15 protein-coding genes and 1 tRNA gene are annotated in these 17,529 nt (G+C 66.0%); 12 read left to right on the top strand and 4 right to left on the bottom strand.

Going from position 1 to position 17,529, the window contains the following annotated elements; translation table 11 throughout:
• Positions 1-358: 358 nt before the first annotated feature.
• Together hmgA and V5A53_RS05890 are read right to left on the bottom strand one after the other, a co-directional pair.
• Positions 359-1,570: a hydroxymethylglutaryl-CoA reductase (NADPH) gene (hmgA, locus tag V5A53_RS05895; RefSeq protein ID WP_332312648.1), complete on the bottom strand. Its 1,212-nt coding sequence runs from the start codon at positions 1,568-1,570 to the stop codon at positions 359-361.
• Positions 1,571-1,651: 81 nt separating this feature from the next.
• On the bottom strand, positions 1,652-2,407 hold the full coding sequence (locus V5A53_RS05890) for a DUF4397 domain-containing protein (protein WP_332312647.1): 756 nt from the start codon (positions 2,405-2,407) through the stop codon (positions 1,652-1,654).
• 308 nt (positions 2,408-2,715) lie between these two features.
• Between V5A53_RS05890 and V5A53_RS05885 the strand changes: the two genes are divergently transcribed.
• From V5A53_RS05885 to nadC, 10 genes are all read left to right on the top strand, one after another.
• Entirely contained in the window at positions 2,716-3,735 is a 1,020-nt protein-coding gene (locus tag V5A53_RS05885) for a DHH family phosphoesterase (protein WP_332312646.1), read from the top strand.
• Between the two features lie 186 nt (positions 3,736-3,921).
• Positions 3,922-5,421 carry an amidohydrolase gene (locus V5A53_RS05880; RefSeq protein WP_332312645.1) on the top strand — a complete coding sequence of 500 codons (1,500 nt, stop codon included), beginning with the start codon at positions 3,922-3,924 and terminating at the stop codon, positions 5,419-5,421.
• Between the two features lie 136 nt (positions 5,422-5,557).
• Positions 5,558-5,869, top strand: coding sequence for a hypothetical protein (locus tag V5A53_RS05875; protein ID WP_332312644.1), 312 nt, complete (start codon positions 5,558-5,560; stop codon positions 5,867-5,869).
• 222 nt (positions 5,870-6,091) lie between these two features.
• Positions 6,092-7,315 (top strand): CBS domain-containing protein, encoded by a 1,224-nt coding sequence (locus tag V5A53_RS05870; protein WP_332312643.1) that lies wholly within the window; start codon positions 6,092-6,094, stop codon positions 7,313-7,315.
• 6 nt (positions 7,316-7,321) lie between these two features.
• Positions 7,322-8,020, top strand: a complete 699-nt coding sequence (locus tag V5A53_RS05865) for a triose-phosphate isomerase (RefSeq protein ID WP_332312642.1) — start codon at positions 7,322-7,324, stop codon at positions 8,018-8,020.
• A gap of 94 nt (positions 8,021-8,114) precedes the next feature.
• Positions 8,115-9,971, top strand: coding sequence for a rhomboid family intramembrane serine protease (locus V5A53_RS05860; protein WP_332312641.1), 1,857 nt, complete (start codon positions 8,115-8,117; stop codon positions 9,969-9,971).
• Positions 9,972-10,027: 56 nt separating this feature from the next.
• Positions 10,028-10,435 (top strand): DoxX family protein, encoded by a 408-nt coding sequence (locus V5A53_RS05855; protein WP_332312640.1) that lies wholly within the window; start codon positions 10,028-10,030, stop codon positions 10,433-10,435.
• 201 nt (positions 10,436-10,636) lie between these two features.
• Positions 10,637-11,770: a quinolinate synthase NadA gene (gene nadA, locus V5A53_RS05850; RefSeq protein ID WP_442928600.1), complete on the top strand. Its 1,134-nt coding sequence runs from the start codon at positions 10,637-10,639 to the stop codon at positions 11,768-11,770.
• Positions 11,771-11,772: 2 nt separating this feature from the next.
• Complete coding sequence (locus tag V5A53_RS05845; RefSeq protein WP_332312639.1) at positions 11,773-13,281, top strand: L-aspartate oxidase; 1,509 nt, start codon at positions 11,773-11,775, stop codon at positions 13,279-13,281.
• Positions 13,274-14,080, top strand: coding sequence for a carboxylating nicotinate-nucleotide diphosphorylase (nadC, locus tag V5A53_RS05840; protein ID WP_332312649.1), 807 nt, complete (start codon positions 13,274-13,276; stop codon positions 14,078-14,080). The genes V5A53_RS05845 and nadC overlap by 8 nt, the downstream gene beginning before the upstream one ends.
• 12 nt (positions 14,081-14,092) lie before the next feature.
• On the opposite strand, the gene V5A53_RS05835 is transcribed toward nadC, so the two are convergent.
• Together V5A53_RS05835 and gpmI are read right to left on the bottom strand one after the other, a co-directional pair.
• A complete protein-coding gene (locus tag V5A53_RS05835; protein ID WP_332312638.1) occupies positions 14,093-14,488 on the bottom strand; it encodes a YrdB family protein in 396 nt (131 codons plus the stop codon).
• Positions 14,489-14,492: 4 nt separating this feature from the next.
• A complete protein-coding gene (gpmI, locus tag V5A53_RS05830) occupies positions 14,493-16,019 on the bottom strand; it encodes a 2,3-bisphosphoglycerate-independent phosphoglycerate mutase (protein WP_332312637.1) in 1,527 nt (508 codons plus the stop codon).
• Positions 16,020-16,756: 737 nt separating this feature from the next.
• Between gpmI and V5A53_RS05825 the strand changes: the two genes are divergently transcribed.
• Together V5A53_RS05825 and V5A53_RS05820 are read left to right on the top strand one after the other, a co-directional pair.
• Positions 16,757-17,374 carry an FxsA family protein gene (locus V5A53_RS05825; protein ID WP_332312636.1) on the top strand — a complete coding sequence of 206 codons (618 nt, stop codon included), beginning with the start codon at positions 16,757-16,759 and terminating at the stop codon, positions 17,372-17,374.
• An 80-nt stretch (positions 17,375-17,454) separates the two neighbouring features.
• A tRNA-Ile gene (locus tag V5A53_RS05820) sits at positions 17,455-17,529 on the top strand.

Raw genomic sequence — 17,529 nt, 5'->3', positions numbered from 1 at the left:
CGAGGAAGACGACGAACGCGAAGAAGCCGAGGAAGACGACGAGGAGGACGATGAGTCCGAAGACGACGAGGAGGAAGACGACGAAACTGAAGAAGCGGCCTGATAGCTCCTGAGATCACCCGTTCAACCGACGAAGGGGACAGTTCTTCGACGATTCTCTTTTTCGGCAGTGGATCGGTGAGGTGTCATCCACGAAGCGGTAGTGAGATACGCGAACGTGGGGTCGTGAGCAGGACTACTCGCGAGGACGCGACGAAATCACGGACGCCCAGCGTCACAGGGATTCAATCCGGCCTGCTGGTCATTCTCGCGGGTATCTCGGCCGTTTCGGTAAACGACGCCGCTTCATTATCGATTCTTATCTTCCGAGTTCCTCGTGGGCGCTGGCGAGATGGTCGGAGGCGAGCGCGCCGAGCAGGGAGAGTTCGCCACCCAACGCGGCAGTCGCGATGACCTCAGCAAGCGCGTCGGCGTTCGAGCCGGCGGGGTCGCCGCCCCCCGACACGCCGACGACGTCGAGGGCCTCGGCCTGCGTCGGGAGTTTGGTCCCGCCGCCGACGGTGCCGACCTCCAGCGACGAGAAGGTGATGCTGGCATAGAGGTCTCCGTCTCTGACATCCGCTGTCGTGATGGCGTTGCTGCCCTCGACGACCTGTGCGATGTCCTGTCCGGTCGCGAGGAAGGCGGCGGCGACGGTGTTGGCGGCGTGGGCGTTGAAGCCAAGCGAGCCGGCTTTGGCCGAGCCGACGAGGTTCTTGCGGGTGTTGGCCTCGACGATGGCCTCCGGCGTCGTCTTGAAGTAACTCTCGACGGTCTCGCGGGGAATCTCCACGTCGGCGGCGACCGTGCGGCCGCGGCCCTCGATGCTGTTGATGGCGGCGGGTTTCTTGTCCGAACAGAGGTTGCCCGACAGCGCGACGAGTTCGGCGGGCGTCTCCTCGACGACGACGTCGCAGGCCTTCTCGGTGGCGATGGTGGCCATGTTCATCCCCATCGCGTCCTTGGTGTCGTAGGCAAACCGGAGGAAGACGTTGTCACCGACGACGTAGGGCGTCACGTCACGCAACTCGCCGTGGCTGGTGGTCGATTCCGCGGCCTCCGCGAGGGCGTCGACGTTCGCGCGAACCCACGAGGCGACCTCGCTGGCCTCACCGACGTCGTCGACGCGGAAGACCGGCGCGCGGGTCATGGCGTTCTTGAGGACGCGCGCAGTCGCTCCGTCGGCCGCCCGCATCGCGGCACAGCCCCGATTGACCGAAGCGACGAGGGCGCCCTCGGTCGTCGCCATCGGGAGGTATTTCGAGCCCTCGACGGCCCCGCCGTCGATGTGGATCGGGCCGACGATGCCCATCGGCACCTGTGCGGCGCCGACCATGTTCTCGATGGCGGATTCCGCATCGGCGGCATCGAAGGTGTAGGAACCGACCGCGTCGAGGTCGGCCTCGGTTCGTTCGACGAGGAGCAGGCGACGGGCCTCGGCGGCCGTCTCGGCGTCGGCGTGCTGTTCGAGTTCGTGCAGGCGCACCTCGCCGTCCTGTACGCGGTCGACGAGGTCGGCGGCGTCGGTCATACCGGTGGGTTAGCCGGTGGGAACCTAACGGTTGCGGGAGCGGGCGACCGGCGAAAAAAGGGACTGTGGTGGGCGTTCCGACTATGGGCCGCGACCTCGACCTTGACCCCGACCCCGTCCCTTGCCACCGCCCCGTGGCGGCGCGGTCGCATCGACGGTCGGCACCAGCATGAACGCCTCGTCGCCAGCGTCGTCGTCGGGGGTCACGTAGCCGACGGCGAAGGCCGTGTAGGTGTAGTTCTCCTCGAACTCTAGTGTGAAGGAATCGACGACCGGCCCGTCGTCGGTGTCCGGCCGGACCTCGACGGTGTACTGGCCAACAGGGACGGTCGCGTACGGGCTATCGCCGAACTCGATGCCGTCAAAGACGGTGAGTGCGCCCTCGTTGACGGTCACGTCGACGGGGCCGGCATCCGGTGAGGCGTGGACGGCGCGCACTCGGGCCTCGCCGTCGAGGTTCGCGCCGTTCGTGTCCTCCAACAGGGAGACCGTGAACGACTCGTCGTCCAGTTCACCGAGCGCGACTGCAGTGTAGTCCTCCGCTTCGAGTACTACGTCGACCGGGCCGAACACCGCTTTGTCGCCCCCGGCCGGCTTTACGGCGATAGTGTACTCGTCGGCCGGTACCTCCAGATACCCCGTCACCTCACCGAAGGGGAGGTCCTTGATGACGGCCATTCCATCGACGTAGATGTCGACGTTCGGTGCGTCCGGCGATGCGTGGGCAACACGGAGTTTGGCCTCGTGGCCGCCGGCAGCTGCCGGGGCGCTTCCTGCCAGCAGTACCGCGCTTCCGCCGCCTATCGTCTTCAGTACCGTCCGTCGTGTTGGTTGCATTGTTATCGACCCATCTATATATTGGTAACGAGTAATAAATCCATGGTACCCAACTAGTAGGGTATAGATATACTTTGCTCAGGTGCGGACGAATGTCCGTCCCGACCCCTAGAACCGCCAAATCTGTCTATACCACCGCATATCCGTCGATAGGTCGGGAATCATGACCGAACTACCAGTTATAAAGCCATACGAGAGGCCGAGTGTATCTCGTGTGCCTCGGAATACTGGCGGTATGGCTACCGATTCTCTCCTTTTGGGATGGGCCTACACGCCTAACTGTATACAGGTCATATCTAGGCTAGAGAATGAGCTCGCCGCAACAACTCAACGAGCTACTCGGTGAAGGCAGCGAGATCACCATCGTCTGCCACAACAACCCCGATCCGGATTGCCTTGCGAGCGCGCTCGCATTAGGCCGGATCGCGGCTGCGGCTGGCATCGACGAACGCCATATCCTCTACAGCGGCGTTATCTCCCACCAGCAGAACCGGGCGTTCGTCAATCTACTCGATATGGATCTCCGACCGTTCGAATCCAAGTCCTTGCAGAACCGTCAACCGGACTCGTTGCTCGCCTTTGTCGACCATTCGATTCCGGGCGAAAACAATCAGGTTCCCACGGACACACGCGTAGATATCGTGATCGACCATCATCCTGCGGGGGATATCGAGGCTCGGTTCGTCGACCACCGTGAGGAACTGGGGGCAGTTTCGACGATTCTTACGGAGTACGTGCGCGCCCTCGATATCAATCTCGATACGGACCTCGCGACAGCACTCCTGTTTGCCATCCGTTCGGATACCCTTGATTTCCTCCGCGGAGCGACCCGCGCGGAGTACGATGCGGCAGGATACCTTCACGAGCACGCAGATCAAGAGATGCTCCGGGAGCTATCGTCACCCTCAGTTACTGGGGGAACCATCGACGCGATCTCGATGGCTATCGACAATCGACGGACGAAGGGTGCGGTACTCATATCGCATGTCGGCCGGACGACCGAACGGGATGCGCTCCCCCAGGCCGTCGACTATCTCGTGCGGCTCGAGGGCGTTCAAACCGCCATCGTGTTCGGTATCGTCAACAACTCCGTTCAGATCAGTGCTCGGTCGCCGGATGCACGAGTACACGTTGGGAACGTACTGAACGAGGCTTTCGAAGACGTCGGGAGCGGCGGCGGACATCACGACGTCGCTGGGGGTGAGATTCCACTCGGTCTCTTTGCTGACTACACGTCCGACGACGCACAGTTACTCGACATCATCGAACAGATCGTCACCACACGCCTCCTCGCGGAACTCAATCTGTCCGACGAGACGGAGGACTGATACTGCCGGCTGTAATTCCGCCTTCATCGTTTCGAGATATTCGGCAACAAATGGAATCGAACTCCGAACTGGAGACGCCCTGTTCGAGATAGTTACAGCCGGCAGTACGAGTTCGGGGACAGACGAAGACCGTCCGGTCCGTCTGCCATGAGGGGTTTCAATACGGTGGCGGCCGCCTCGTCGGGTATGACTGATGCGGCGGACCGGATCTTCACGAACGCCGAGGTACACACGCTCGCCGACCCGGACGAGACCCACGAGGCCGTCGCCGTCCGCGATGGCCGCGTTCTCCGGGTGGGTTCGGCCTACGAGATCGAGTTCTTGGAGGGTGTCGACACCGACGTCGTCGACTGCGAGGGTGGCGTCCTCCTGCCGGGGTTCATCGACGCACACACGCACATGGAGGTGGTCGGCCGTCGGCTCGTCTACGCCGACCTCGCGACCGGCGACCGCGAGGCGGCCCTCGACCGTCTTCGAGAGGCCCCCGGCGAGGAGTGGATACTCGGCTACGGCTACGACGAATCGACGTGGGAGGACGACCGGTATCTGACCCGCGAGGAACTGGATACGGTCTCCGAGGAGCTGCCCGTCGTGGCTTTCCGTGAGGACCTGCATACGGCCTCGGTCAACTCGGTGGTCCTCGACCGCTACGCCGAGGAGTTGCCCGAAGACGGCGTCCAGCGGGAGGGCGGCGAGCCGACGGGCGTCGTCACCGAGGACGCCGCGGAACTCCTGCGGATGGAGACCGCGCCGGACCGCGAGGAGACCCGCGAACTCGTCGCGGCGGCGCGCGACCACGCCCACGAACTCGGTATCACCGGCGTCCACGACATGGTTCGGAAGTCCGACGCCCCGGCGGCCTACCGCGAGTTGGCCGTCGATGACGACCTCGACTTGCGGGTCCGCCTCTACTACTGGGCGGACCATCTCGATGCCGTCGAGGAGACGGGACTCGTGTCGAACCACGGCGGCGAGTTCGTCGAGATCGGCGGCATCAAGACCTTCACCGACGGTTCGCTCGGCGCCTCGACGGCGAAACTCTCCGACCCCTACGCTGACGGCGATGGGTTGGGCGAGTGGGTCGTCGCCCCCGAGGAACTCGCCGATATCGCCGACCGTGTAGACGACCTCGGCATGCAACTGGCGGTCCACGCCATCGGCGATGAGGCCATCGAGGTGACACTGGAGACGCTGCCCGACGACCCCAAGGCCCGTCACCGTATCGAGCACGTCGAACTGCTGCCCGAGAACCTCGACGGCTTCGACGCCGTCGCGTCGATGCAACCCAACTTCCTGCGGTGGGCCCGCGAAGGGGGGCTCTACGAACAACGACTTGGCGCCGAGCGAACCGCCGCATCGAACCGCTTTGCGGACGTCCTCGATGCCGACGTGGCGCTTGCCTTCGGCAGCGACTGTATGCCCATCGATCCACTCTACGGGGTACAGGAGACGGTGACGGCTCCGGCCGACGGCCAGCGGCTCTCGGTGACCGACGCGCTTCGCGCCTACACCTCGGGTGCGGCCTACGCGGGCCACGACGAGGACCGCTTCGGGACCATCGAGAACGGCAAGGCCGCGGATTTCGTCGTCCTCGAGGAATCGCCGTGGGACGTCGACGCCGAGGACATCGCGGACATCGACGTGGCGATGACCGTCGTCGACGGCAACGTCGTCTACCGGGACTGAACGCCGGGCGCCACGAACCGGTGGGTCCGCCGTCCGTCGTCGTCGATTCACCACCATTGTGTAATCTCGCCTATCAAATCTCTGAACACGCGAAAATCGCCGAAAGAGGGAACTGGGCCCGGGAACGAGTAGCGGTATGGTCGAAACCGAATGGCCGGAACTCGGTGGCAAACAGCTACAGTACGGCGACCACACGTGGGAGCTCACCGGCACGGTCGAGGTGCAGGGCACCGGCGACTCCGTGGCGGTTCGGGCCAGACGGGCCGACGACGTCCGCGGGGAGGAAGTCGACCTTCGTTTCGGTATCGATGAGGGGCCCGGCTCCCTGAACCCCGGCAACCTCGGCGAGCACTTCGATCGGCTCGAACGGTCGGGCAACCTGCAGTACCTCGTCGTCAAGAAGGAAGGGACCGTCTACCGGTACAAGCTGCGCGGTATCGACCGGTGAGGTCCGTGCCCGATTCCGACATCGAGCGTCCACATTTGGGCCGTCGACCGGCGGCGCGGCTCCCTACCCGTGGGACCGCGGCCGTGGGTTGGTTCCGTCGTCCGGTTCCAGCCCGTAGGAATCGGCGGCGGATACTTGTAAGGTGGTGACGAAGAACTACGTGTTGGCAGGACGATTTCGCCAGCAGCACCGAGCGGTACACCGGAGCGAAAATACATACCCATGGAAATCACTGATATAATTTCGGACGACTACGTGGAACGGTCCCCCGAGACGCGCGCCTCGAAGCTCGTCAGCGCGTTCGAGGACCCAACCGTCAAAGGCGTCGTCGTGAACGGCGACGAATTCGAAGGTGTCGTTACGCGTCGACAGCTTGCTACCTCTCATCACCAGCCGAACGAGAAGATCGGCTCGCTGGTCTGGCACGTCCCGCGGCTCGACCCGAACGAGGACGTCCGCAAGGTCGCCCAGCTCATGATCGACAGCGACGCGCAACTCCTGCCCGTCTTCGAGGGTCAGGAACTCATCGGCGTCGTGACCGTCGACGGCATCCTCGAGGCGGTCCAGCCGTTTCTGGATGCCGCGACCGTCGCCGAAGCCGCCAGTACCGACCTCGTTTCTATCGACCCGGATTCGACGTTCGGTGAAGCGCTACACGTCTTCCGTGAGAACCGGATCACCCACCTGCCCGTCGTCGAAGACGACACCGCCGTCGGCATCCTGAGCCTCTACGACGTCACGGACTTCACGGTCCGCTCGACCCAGCAGAGTCAGGCCGGCGATGCGGGCGGGGTCGACTCCTTCGGCGGGGAGATATCCGACAGCGCCGGGCGCACGCGCCGCGGCGGGTTCGGCGCCCGGGAGGGCGAGGCCGAACGGCTTCTGGACCTGCCGGTTCGTGACATCATGGTCTCGCCGGTTCGGACCATCGACCCCTCGGCGACCCTCGACGTGGCCGTCGAGGAGATGTTCGACATCGGGGCCTCGTCGCTGGTCGTCACCGACGATGGAAGCCCTCACGGCATCGTCACCAAGACCGACATCCTCGATGCGCTGACGTGGGAGGCGGAGGGCAACCGGGCCGTCCAGGTCTACGGTATCGACCTCGTCGACGACATGAGCTACGACGACATCGTCGCGATGGTCGAGAAGTTCGACGACCGGGACCACGGCATGAACGTCCTCGACGCCAAGGTCCACCTCCACAAGCACGACGAGAAACTCCGGGGGACGCCGCTGCTGCTCGCGCGGATTCGCCTGCACACCGACCGAGGGCTCTACCTCGCCTCGGGTGAGGGATACGGTGCGAGCCACGCGCTCAACGAGGCGCGTGACGTCCTCGAACGCCAGATTCGCGACGAGAAGACCCGCGGCCGGACGAAGAAACCGCCGAGCGAGGAGTACTGGGAGAAACGGTTCGGCTGGATGCTCGAGGAAACCGGCTGAACGCCGATGAGTAGCGGTCTGGACTACCCGCATTTCCTCCTCAACTACAAGCTCTACGAGGGGACCGCCGGGGCGGAGGGCCTCGCTCTCGCGAGGACCATCGAGGCAGCCGCCGAACGGACGGGGGCGACCGTCGCTCTCGCACCGCAGACGCCGGACCTCTCGCGGGTCGCCGCGGAGACGTCCGTGCCCGTCGTCGCACAGTCGGTCGATGCCTTCGAGCCCGGACGCGGGACCGGCCGCATCTCGCTGCCGTCGGTCGCGGCCGCCGGGGCCGACGGCGTGCTCGTCAACCACCCGGAGAGCCGGGCGACCCTTCCCGACGTCGAGCGCGCAGTCGCCGGCTGTGCCGACCACGGGCTCGAATCGATAGTCTGTGTCGACGGCCTCGAGATGGGGCGGGCGGTGCTGGCATTCGACCCCGATTGCCTCCTCTTCGAACAGCCCGCCGACATCGGGACCGGGGAGTCGGTCGTGCAGACACGTCCCGAGCGCGTCGAGCGGTTCGTGGCGATGGTCGAGGAGACGAACCCACGGACCCGGGTACTGCTCGGTGGCGGCATCAGCACTGCCGCCGACGTCGAACGGGCCCTCGAACTCGGCGCGGACGCCGCCGGTGCGGCGTCGGCCTTCGTCGAAGCGACCGACCATCGGGCGTGGCTGTCGGATATCGCCGACGCCCTGCTCGCGGCGGCGCCGGACTGACCGTCTCGGCGGCGGATCGGCGTTCCCGTGGAGCGGGCCGGCGGCCGCGCAGTACCCGATTATTTGAGTGAGGGGTTCTTCCGGGGCTAGTAGCATGCCCGTCTCGCCTACGCAGGTCGTTTCGCCCACACAGGTCGCCCTCGTGGCGGCGCTGGCCGTCGCCTTCGGCTTCGTCTGGTATTTCGAGGGACGGGGTCGGTGGCGCTCGCTCGTCGAGGACCGATTCATCGGCGGTATCCCGTGGGGGACTTTGGTCACCGTCAGTATCGTCGTCGCCTTCTACCTCCTCGCACAGGACGGGCTGTGGAACTGGGCGTCGCCGGTCATCTACCCGTTCGTGACGTGGTCGTACTTCTATCCCACCGGCCTGCTGACCGCCGGCATCGCCCACGGAAGTCCGGGACATATCGTCTCGAACATGGCGGCAACGCTCGCGTTGGCGCCCATCGCCGAATACGCGTGGGGCCATTACGCGCCCTCGGAGCGCGACGAGTACGCACGGTCGAGGGGTGGCCTGCTCGGACAGCCGTGGATTCGGGCCGTCGTGGTTTTCCCCGCCATCCTGCTCCTTTCGGCGTTTCTCACCTCCTTCTTCTCGCTGGGGCCGGGGCTGGGCTTCTCGGGGGCGGTCTTCGCTATCGCTGGCTTCGCGGTCGTGACCTACCCCATCTCGACGGTCATCGCCGTGGTCGTCGCCGGCGTCCTGCGGACGCTGTATACGGCGCTGACCGACCCCATCGTCCGCGCGACCGTCGAAGCCGGCCCGCCGTCGCCGCCGGCGTGGGCCGGCATCGGCTTTCAGGCACACATGCTCGGCTTCCTGCTCGGCGTGGTGGCTGGCGCCGCCTTACTGTGGCGTCGCGGGCGTCGGCCCGCCGTCGAGCGGGTGTTCTTCGGAACCTTCCTGCTGGGGATGGCACAGGCGCTGTGGCTCATCGTCTGGGTCGACGAGGAGGTGTTCACCCTCTATCGCGGTGCCGGCGTGGCGTTCGTTGCTCTGCTGACAGTGGTGGTCACCGTCGCGGCGGCGGGGCGTCGCGAGCCGTTGCCGCGGCCGTTTTCGGGGGTTGCGTGGGTGCCCTCGCGGCGACAGGTGGCACTGGTGTGGCTCGGGATACTCCTCTTTTTAAGCGCGGGGACGGTCGCCGGCCTCGTGGTCGAGGGCGACCCGCTGTGGTGGGCCGCCGGAATCCTCGTCCCGGTCGCGCTGTTGGCGATTCCGGCGCTGATCGCGCTGTCGCCCGAACGATGGCGCGGCGGGCCGACCACGGGCCGACAGGCCGGCGTGGTCGTCGTCGTGGTCGTGACGCTCCTCGTCGCATTGCCGAGCGTTCCCCTCGGTCTCCTGCTGGTCGATGCCGACAGTGCCCCCGACACGGCGGGCGTCGAGGTCCGTGACTATCAGGTGGCCTACGCCGAGAACGCGACGCCGGGCCACACCTCGCTTGTCGGCATCGGCAACGAGACGACCGCCACCAACCAGACGGGCGTCATCCTCGTCAGCGACGACCGCGAGATGTGGACCATCGGCACGCGCGGTAACGTCCTCGAACACACCGGCAACGACACGGTGGTCGTCGGCGGCGTCGGCTGGCGGGAAGAGATCGAAGTCAACCGGACCGGTTGGGAGGTCGTCGGCAACGACAGCGCCTACGCGGTCGACCTGACGGTCGACGGCGAGACGACGCGGTCGTTCGCCTCGGAGCCGAAACGGGCCACCGCGCGCATCGATAACCGGACGGTCGCGGTGGCGCCGGTCTCCGACGGCTTCGAGATCGCGGTGTTCCGGGCCGGCGAACTGGTGGGAACTGCGATGATTCCGTCGGTCAACGAGAGCGTGACAGTCGACGAGGTGCAGTTCGAAACGCGGCCCGGAGATGACGGGACGCGACTCGTCGCCGCTCGCGACGGGACCGAGGTGCAGGTGGCCGAACGGGAGCGCTACGACTGAGGGTCCGGGTCGGACTACCATCCCGATTTATACGGTTTCCACGCCATCTTGGTACCATGACGGACGAAACGGCCACCGATGAGGCGGACGAGTCGAAACCACCGTGCCGGGTCGGCCGGCTGTTCGTCGGCCTCGGACTCGCGTTACAGGCTTCCGAGGACTTCCGGGACATGGAGAGCACCGTCGATTACGCGGAGTCGGCGGGCGTCCCGGTGCCGGAGTTGCTGGCGCCGCTGGCCTCGGTATCGATGTTTCTCGGTGGTCTCGGCGTCGCCTTCTGGCGGCTCCCACGGCTGTCGACGGCCGCCGTCACCGGCTTTCTCGCGGTCGTGACGCCGACGATGCACGACTTCTGGAACGCCGACGAGGACAGCAAGGAGGGCGAACGACTCGCCTTCTTCGGCAACCTCACGATGTTCGGCGCGGCGCTGGTCTTCCTCCGCGAGGCGTACCGCCGGGACTGAACCTCCTGCGTCGTCAGTCCTTCGGCGTGTTTCTCCCGCCGCACAGCGATCGGGTCCTCGCTCGCTGGCGTGGAAACCCATCGGTTGTTTTCCGTTACGAACGGAGATAGTGGCAATATATTCCTCGTCGACCGTCTATTGAAGACAAAATTTTATCAAAGCTCCAGTTCGTGGGCTAGGATACCCCAAGGTGCACAACTGATGCCCGAAATGGAAACGGTCGACCTCGAGACTGACCTTAGTCTCTTCAAGTACGACAATCTGGAGCAACTTCCCCCTGCGTATCGGGAGTTGAGCGAAGACGAGCGAGCAGAGCGCATCGCGGCCGCCAAGGAGGAACTCGGCGACGACGTGATCGTCCTCGGTCACAACTACCAGCGCCGGGAGATCGTCGAACACGCCGACTTCATCGGCGACTCCTACGAGTTGAGCCAGCGCGCCGCCGAGGCCGACGCCGAGTACGTGATCTTCTGCGGCGTGACGTTCATGGCCGAATCGGCCGATATCATCACCGACGACGACCAGACGGTCATCCTGCCGTCGATGGAGGCGTCCTGTCCGATGGCCGGGATGGCCGAGGCCCTGCAGGTCGACGCCGCGTGGGCCGAACTCAACGCGGCCGCCGAGGACGACGCGAACATCATTCCCATCACCTACATGAACAGCTACGCCGACCTGAAGGCCTTCTGTGCCGAACAGGGCGGCCTCGTCTGTACCTCCTCGAACGCGCACAAGGCCTTCGAATACGCCTTCGAGCGTGGCGACAAGGTGCTCTTCCTGCCCGACAAACATCTCGGGGAGAACACGGCCCACCGACTCGACATGGAAGACGCGACCGCCGAGTGGGACCCGTGGGACCCCGAATCGAAAGATGCTGACGAGGTGGCCGACGCCGACATCATCCTCTGGGACGGTTACTGTCAGGTCCACGAGCGCTTCACCGAACAGCACATCGAGGATATTCGCGCCGACGACGACGCCAACGTCATCGTCCACCCCGAGTGTCGGCGCGAGGTCGTCGAGGCCGCCGACGTGGCCGGGTCGACCTCGACCATCTGTGAGACCGTCGCGAACGCCGACCCCGGCGAGACGTGGGCCATCGGCACCGAGATCCACCTCACGAACCACCTCCAGCGGTGGCATCCCGAGGTGAACGTTCTGCCGCTGTGTGGCGACGCCTGTATGGACTGCAACGCCATGCGGCAGGTCGACCCGAACTACCTGACGTGGGTGCTGGAGGAGTTGGTCGATGGCAACGAACGCAACGTCATCGAGGTCCCGGCCCGCGAGAAGGACCTCGCGGAACTGGCGCTCGAACGGATGCTGGAGGTCTAACCATGCAGGAACGAGACACAGACCTGCTCGTCGTCGGCAGCGGCATCGCAGGCTGTGCGGCCGCCCTCGCTGGCGCGCGGGCGGGCGCCGACGTGACGCTGGCGACGAAAGCCAGCCAGCCCGAGGACTCGACGTCCTACTGGGCGCAGGGCGGCGTCGCCGTCTCCCGCGGCGACCCCGAGGCGTTCAAGCAGGACATCATCGCGGCCAGCGACGGGCTCGCAGACCCTGAAGCGGTCGACGTACTCGTCTCGGAGGCCGACGAGGCCGTTCGCGATGTGTTCGTAGACACCCTCGATGTCGACTTCGACGAGAACGGCGAGGCCCCCGACTACGGGCGTGAGGCCGCCCACAGCGAGGCGCGCATCCTGCACGTCGACGCCTCGACGGGCAAGCACGTCCTGGCGCCCTTTCTGAACCACCTCCAGGACCACGACCGCGTCGAGGTCCTAGAGGACACCGCCGCACTGGACCTCGTGACACATGAGGGGCGCGTCCACGGCGCCATGCTCGAACGCGATGGCGAGTTGGTGCCCTGCTATGCGGGCGCGACGGTACTCGCGACCGGCGGTATCGGTGCCTGCTATCAGCGCTCGACGAACCCGCCGACGTCGACTGGCGACGGTATCGCGATGGCTGCCCTCGCTGGCGCGGACGTAGAGGACATGGAGTACGTGCAGTTCCACCCGACCGCGTTTGCAGGTGAGGATGCCGCCGACCAAGGTACCTTCCTCCTCAGCGAGGCCGTCCGTGGCGAAGGCGCGCTCCTTCGGAACGGGGAGGGAGAGCGGTTCATGCCCGACTACCACGCCGACGCCGAACTCGCGCCGCGGGACGTGGTCGCCCGCGCGGTGAAGGACGAACGCGAACGCACCGGCGAGGTGACGCTGGACGTTTCGCCGCTCGATTTCGCGGGCGAGTTCCCCGACCTCCAGGCTGAATGCGAGAACCGCGGCGTCGACCCCGCCAACGGTATCCCAGTCGCGCCCGCCGAGCACTTTCTCTGTGGCGGCATCGACGTCGACACCGAGGGTCGGGCCTCGCTGGACCGCCTGTTTGCGGTCGGCGAATGTGCGCGGACGGGCGTCCACGGCGCGAACCGACTGGCCTCGACGAGCCTGCTGGAAGGCCTCGTCTTCGGTCTGCGGGCGGGCGAGGCCGCCGCCGGCTTCGAGGCCGAACGCGTCGAGGCGCCCGAGTTGCTCGACAGCGACCCGGACCTGCCCGAGAGCTTCGCCGCCGAGAAGTTCGTCCGCCTGCGCCGCGTGATGGACGAGTTCGCCGGCATCGAGCGCACGCCGGAAGACCTCACCCGGGCCGCGGGCGTCCTCCGGCGCCTGAAGGGTGAAATCGACGCCTACACCCGGACCCGGACGAGTCGCTCGCTGTACGAACTCCGGGGTGCCTGCGTGAGCGCGCTCTTGGTCACCCGCGCCGCCGCCGAGAACGAGCAGTCGCGGGGCTGCCACCACATCGCCGACGAGGAGGGAGCGGCCGTTGACGCTGATTGAGCAGTCGCAGGTCGAACGCTGGCTCCGAGAGGACGTGGGCCACCACGACGTGACCAACGACGTGCCCGGTGAGACGGAGGGTCGTCTCGTCGCCAAGGAGTCGGGCGTCGTTTCCGGTCTCGACGCCGCCGAAGCGGTCTTCGACTATCTCGGGGTTGACGTCATCGAGCGTGCTGATGCCGGCGAGCGAATCGAGTCCGGCGATGCGGTGCTTCGCGTCGAGGGGGCCGCTTCCGACGTGCTCCGCGGGGAACGCGTCGCGGTGAACATCGCCGGCCACGCCTCCGGTATCGCGACGAAGACGCGCCGGGCCGTCGATGCCGCACGGGAGGTGTCGGATTCGGTCGACGTCGCCGGCACCCGCAAGACCACACCCGGGCTCCGCGGCGTCGAGAAGCGAGCCATCGTCGCCGGCGGCGGCGATACCCACCGGTTGGACCTCTCGCATATGGTGATGGTCAAGGACAACCACGTCGCCGAGATGGGGATGGAGGAGGCCGTCGCGCGGTTCCGCGAGCGGGCCTCCTTCGCGACGAAAATCGAGGTCGAAGTAGAGCGGGCTGAGGAAGCCGTCAGGGCCGCCCGTGCCGGCGCCAACATCGTCCTACTGGACAACATGTCGCCGGCAGAAGTCGAGCGGGCCGTCGAGACGCTTCCATCCGAGACGCTCGCGGAAGCAAGCGGCGGAATCACGGTCGAGGATGTTCCCGACTACGCGGCGACGGGCGTCGACGTCATCTCGATGGGCGGTTTGACACACAGCGCGCCGACGTTGGACTTCTCGTTTCGGACGGGGTGAGGTACTCCGGGCCTACTCCGTCCCTTCGTTCGTCTCCCACGGCCGCCCGACGTTCTCGTATCGGTGTGTGAGTGCAATGCTAACTCCGGAAGCCACGGTGAACACGCTGGCCAGCACCGGGCGGCCCACCCCGACGAGCGCCAGGATGGCGACGCCGAACACGGCGGATTCCAGAACGGCCCGCGGCGGGCCGTCGAGTCGATACGGCCCTTTCGGCGAGGCGAACAGCCCCCAGACGGTGGCGATAACGATAGGAAGGCCGACGCCGACGCCGATTCTCGCGAGCCGGGTTTCGCCCGTGGTGTATCCCCAGTAGCCGACGATAAGCAGGACGGACAGTTCGAGCACGAACCGAACGACGTCGTTCGCGACGGCCAGTGTCGCCGCTCGCGACGCGTTCGGCGCCATCGGCTCAGTCCTCCGATTCGCTCAGCAGGCTCTCGCCAGTCATCGCGTCAGGAACCTCCACGTCGATGAGCGACAACAGTGTCGGCGCGATGTCGGCGAGGGTGCCGCCCTCTCGGACCCGTCGCCCGCCGTCGCTGCCGTCAGGGGAAACGTAGATGAACGGAACCGGATTCGTCGTATGGGCCGTATGTGGGTCATCGGGCGTACCCATGTCGTCGGCGTTGCCGTGGTCGGCCGTCACCAGCAGGTGGCCGCCGGCGTTTCGGACGGTCTCCTCAAGGCGGGCGAGCTGTGCGTCGACGGCCTCGACGGCCGCTTTGGCGGCCTCGAAATCGCCAGTGTGGCCGACCATGTCGGGGTTGGCGTAATTGAGGACGAGTACGTCGGGGTCGTGACTCTGGATGCGGTCGATGGCGGTGTCGGTGAGTTCCTCGGCGGACATCTCCGGCTGCTGGTCGTAGGTCGCCACGTCGGGGCTGTCGACGATCTCGCGGTGTTCGCCGTCGAACTCCACCTCGCGGCCGCCGTTGAGGAAGTAGGTGACGTGGGCGTACTTCTCGGATTCGGCCATCCGCAACTGGGTGAGGCCCTCCGCCGCGAGAACCTCGCCCAGCGTGTTCTCGGGTTCCAGCGGCGGGTAGGCTACTGGAAGGTCGAACGTCTTGTCGTATTCGGTCATCGTGACGAGTTCGGTTTCGGGCGGCGAGGTCTCGAAGTCCCAGACGGGGTCGATGTCCGCGAGCATCCGGACCAACTGCCGCGCGCGATCGGCGCGGAAGTTGAAGAAGACGACCGAATCGCCGTCTTCGAGTGCGGGCCGGTCGGCGACGAGCGTCGGTTCGACGTACTCGTCGGTGTCGCCGCGCTCGTAGGACGCCTCGACGGCTTCGACGGCCGAAGCCGCTTCGTGGGGCGCCTCGCGATTCACGATGACGTCGTAGGCGCGCTTCGTGCGCTCCCAGTTCTGGTCGCGGTCCATCGCGTAATACCGGCCACAGACGGTCGCCACCTCGCCCGTTCCGGCCTCGTCGACGACGGCCTCCAACTCCGTGAGGTAGCCCGCGCCGCCCTTCGGAGCCGTGTCGCGGCCGTCCGTGAAGGCGTGTGTGACGGCGTCGACACCCTGCTCGGCGGCGAGTTCGATGAGCGCGTGGAGGTGGGCCTGATGGGAGTGGACGCCCCCGTCGCTGACGAGGCCCATGAAGTGGACGCGGCCGTCGTTTTCGTCGGCGTACTCCAGCGCGCCGCTGATGGCTTCGTTGTCCGCGAAGGCGTCGGCGGCGATGTCGTCGGTGATGCGCGTCGATTCCTGTTTGACGACCCGGCCCGACCCGATGTTGAGGTGGCCGACCTCGCTGTTGCCCATCTGTCCGTCCGGGAGGCCGACCCGACGGCCGTGAGTCTCCAGCGTCCCGAACGCGCCCGTCTCGCGCAAGCGGTCGAACGTCGGCGTCTCGGCGGCGGCGACCGCGTCGGATTCGTCGCCGTCGCCGAGGGCCCACCCGTCGAGGATGACCAGCGCTGCTCTCATTACGTTGGGAAAGCCCGTCGCCGCACAAGGCCGTGTCGGTGTCTAGGTGGCTCGGATTCGATATTCAATAACCGCCATTCAAAAGGGACCGCAACCACCTCCGAAGCCCTCGGTCGGGTACGGTCGCGCCCCACGCTGCGCGCCTCGTCGCTCACTTCGTTCGCTCCTGCGGTGCTTATTCCGAAAGACTCGCTTCGCTCGACTTTCGACGTTCGCCTCACTTCGTTCGGCTCACCGGGGTCGTGCTTCCCGTACCCGACCTCGCCCTCCGATTCCTCCAGGCACGGCAACCGCACCACGAGCCTCCCCAACCGACTCCCTCCCTCACTGCGTTCGGTCAGTCGTCCCTCGCACGTATTCGTCCGACCGCCGTTCGCGGAGGCGCTCACGGCGGTCGGCCAGCGCGCGCCTATTTAAAGAGTCAAACGGCCGGGAGCGAGTGGCCGCCCGTGGCGGCCCTCGCGACCCGGGGAAGGGCAGGGCTGTGCAGTCGCGGTCCCTGGTGGACTGAAAGGGCGAGACGTGGTGGCGTTGATTTTAGTCGCTAAGCAGGATATCCTCCCTCCGGTCGGATAGAGCCTGCTTAGCGACCGTCAGCGCGCCGAGGGCTTTCAGGTTGTTTGCGGTCACGCAGTAGCCAAACTCTGTTTATAAACACCCAAGCGAATACGTACCTGAAAATCATTGTGGCGGGGTGTCTCGGAAACGTTTTCCCGCGGCCGCCGATACGGATTGGCATGGACTTGCGGGTCATCGGCGTCCTGCTGCTCGTGCCGCTGTTGGACGTCATGCTGCTGGTCGTGTTGGCGACGCGTCTCGGACCGGCGGTAACGGTGGCGCTGGTCGTACTGACTGCCTTCATCGGCCTGCTGCTCGTTCGGGCCGAGGGCCGACACACGCTCGGCCGCCTGCAGGCGAAGGTCGCCGAAGGGACGCCGCCGACCGATGAGTTGCTGGACGGCGCGTTGCTCCTCATCGCGGGCGCGCTCATGCTCACGCCGGGGCTGGTGACCGACCTCGTCGGTCTGCTGTTCGTGCTGCCGCCGACGCGATACCCGATCCGACTCGCCGTCAAGAAGTACGTCGTCACGCCCTACGTCGACGCCAAGACGGGCGGGTTCGCCACAGGAAACGTCTACATGGGCGGGTTCCCGAACGAGGGCGCCGAGGGTGACCCTCGCAGCGAGGAGTTCTTCAAACAGGGCGGTAGCGGACCGGTCGATATGGACGACGACGAATACGAGTTCACCGACCCGGACGACCAAGACGCGGGCTCCGACGACGGCTTCACCGACGTCCGGTTCGACGACGAGTCGGACGATGAGTCGGACGACGACGACCCGCGCGAACGGTAACCGTGGGACGGCGCGCCGAAGGGCGCACGAAAAGAAACGTTTAAACGAGTGTCCCCACTACCCTGAAACGCGCTGACCTAGGGCCAATAGCTCAGCTAGGTATGAGCGCTCGGCTGATAACCGGGAGGTCCTCGGTTCAAATCCGAGTTGGCCCA

This window comes from Natronomonas sp. (assembly GCF_036625485.1).
Taxonomy (GTDB): domain Archaea; phylum Halobacteriota; class Halobacteria; order Halobacteriales; family Haloarculaceae; genus Natronomonas.
The sequence above is the reverse complement of the archived record's forward strand: the minus strand, read 5'-3'. Positions and strand labels throughout refer to the sequence as shown.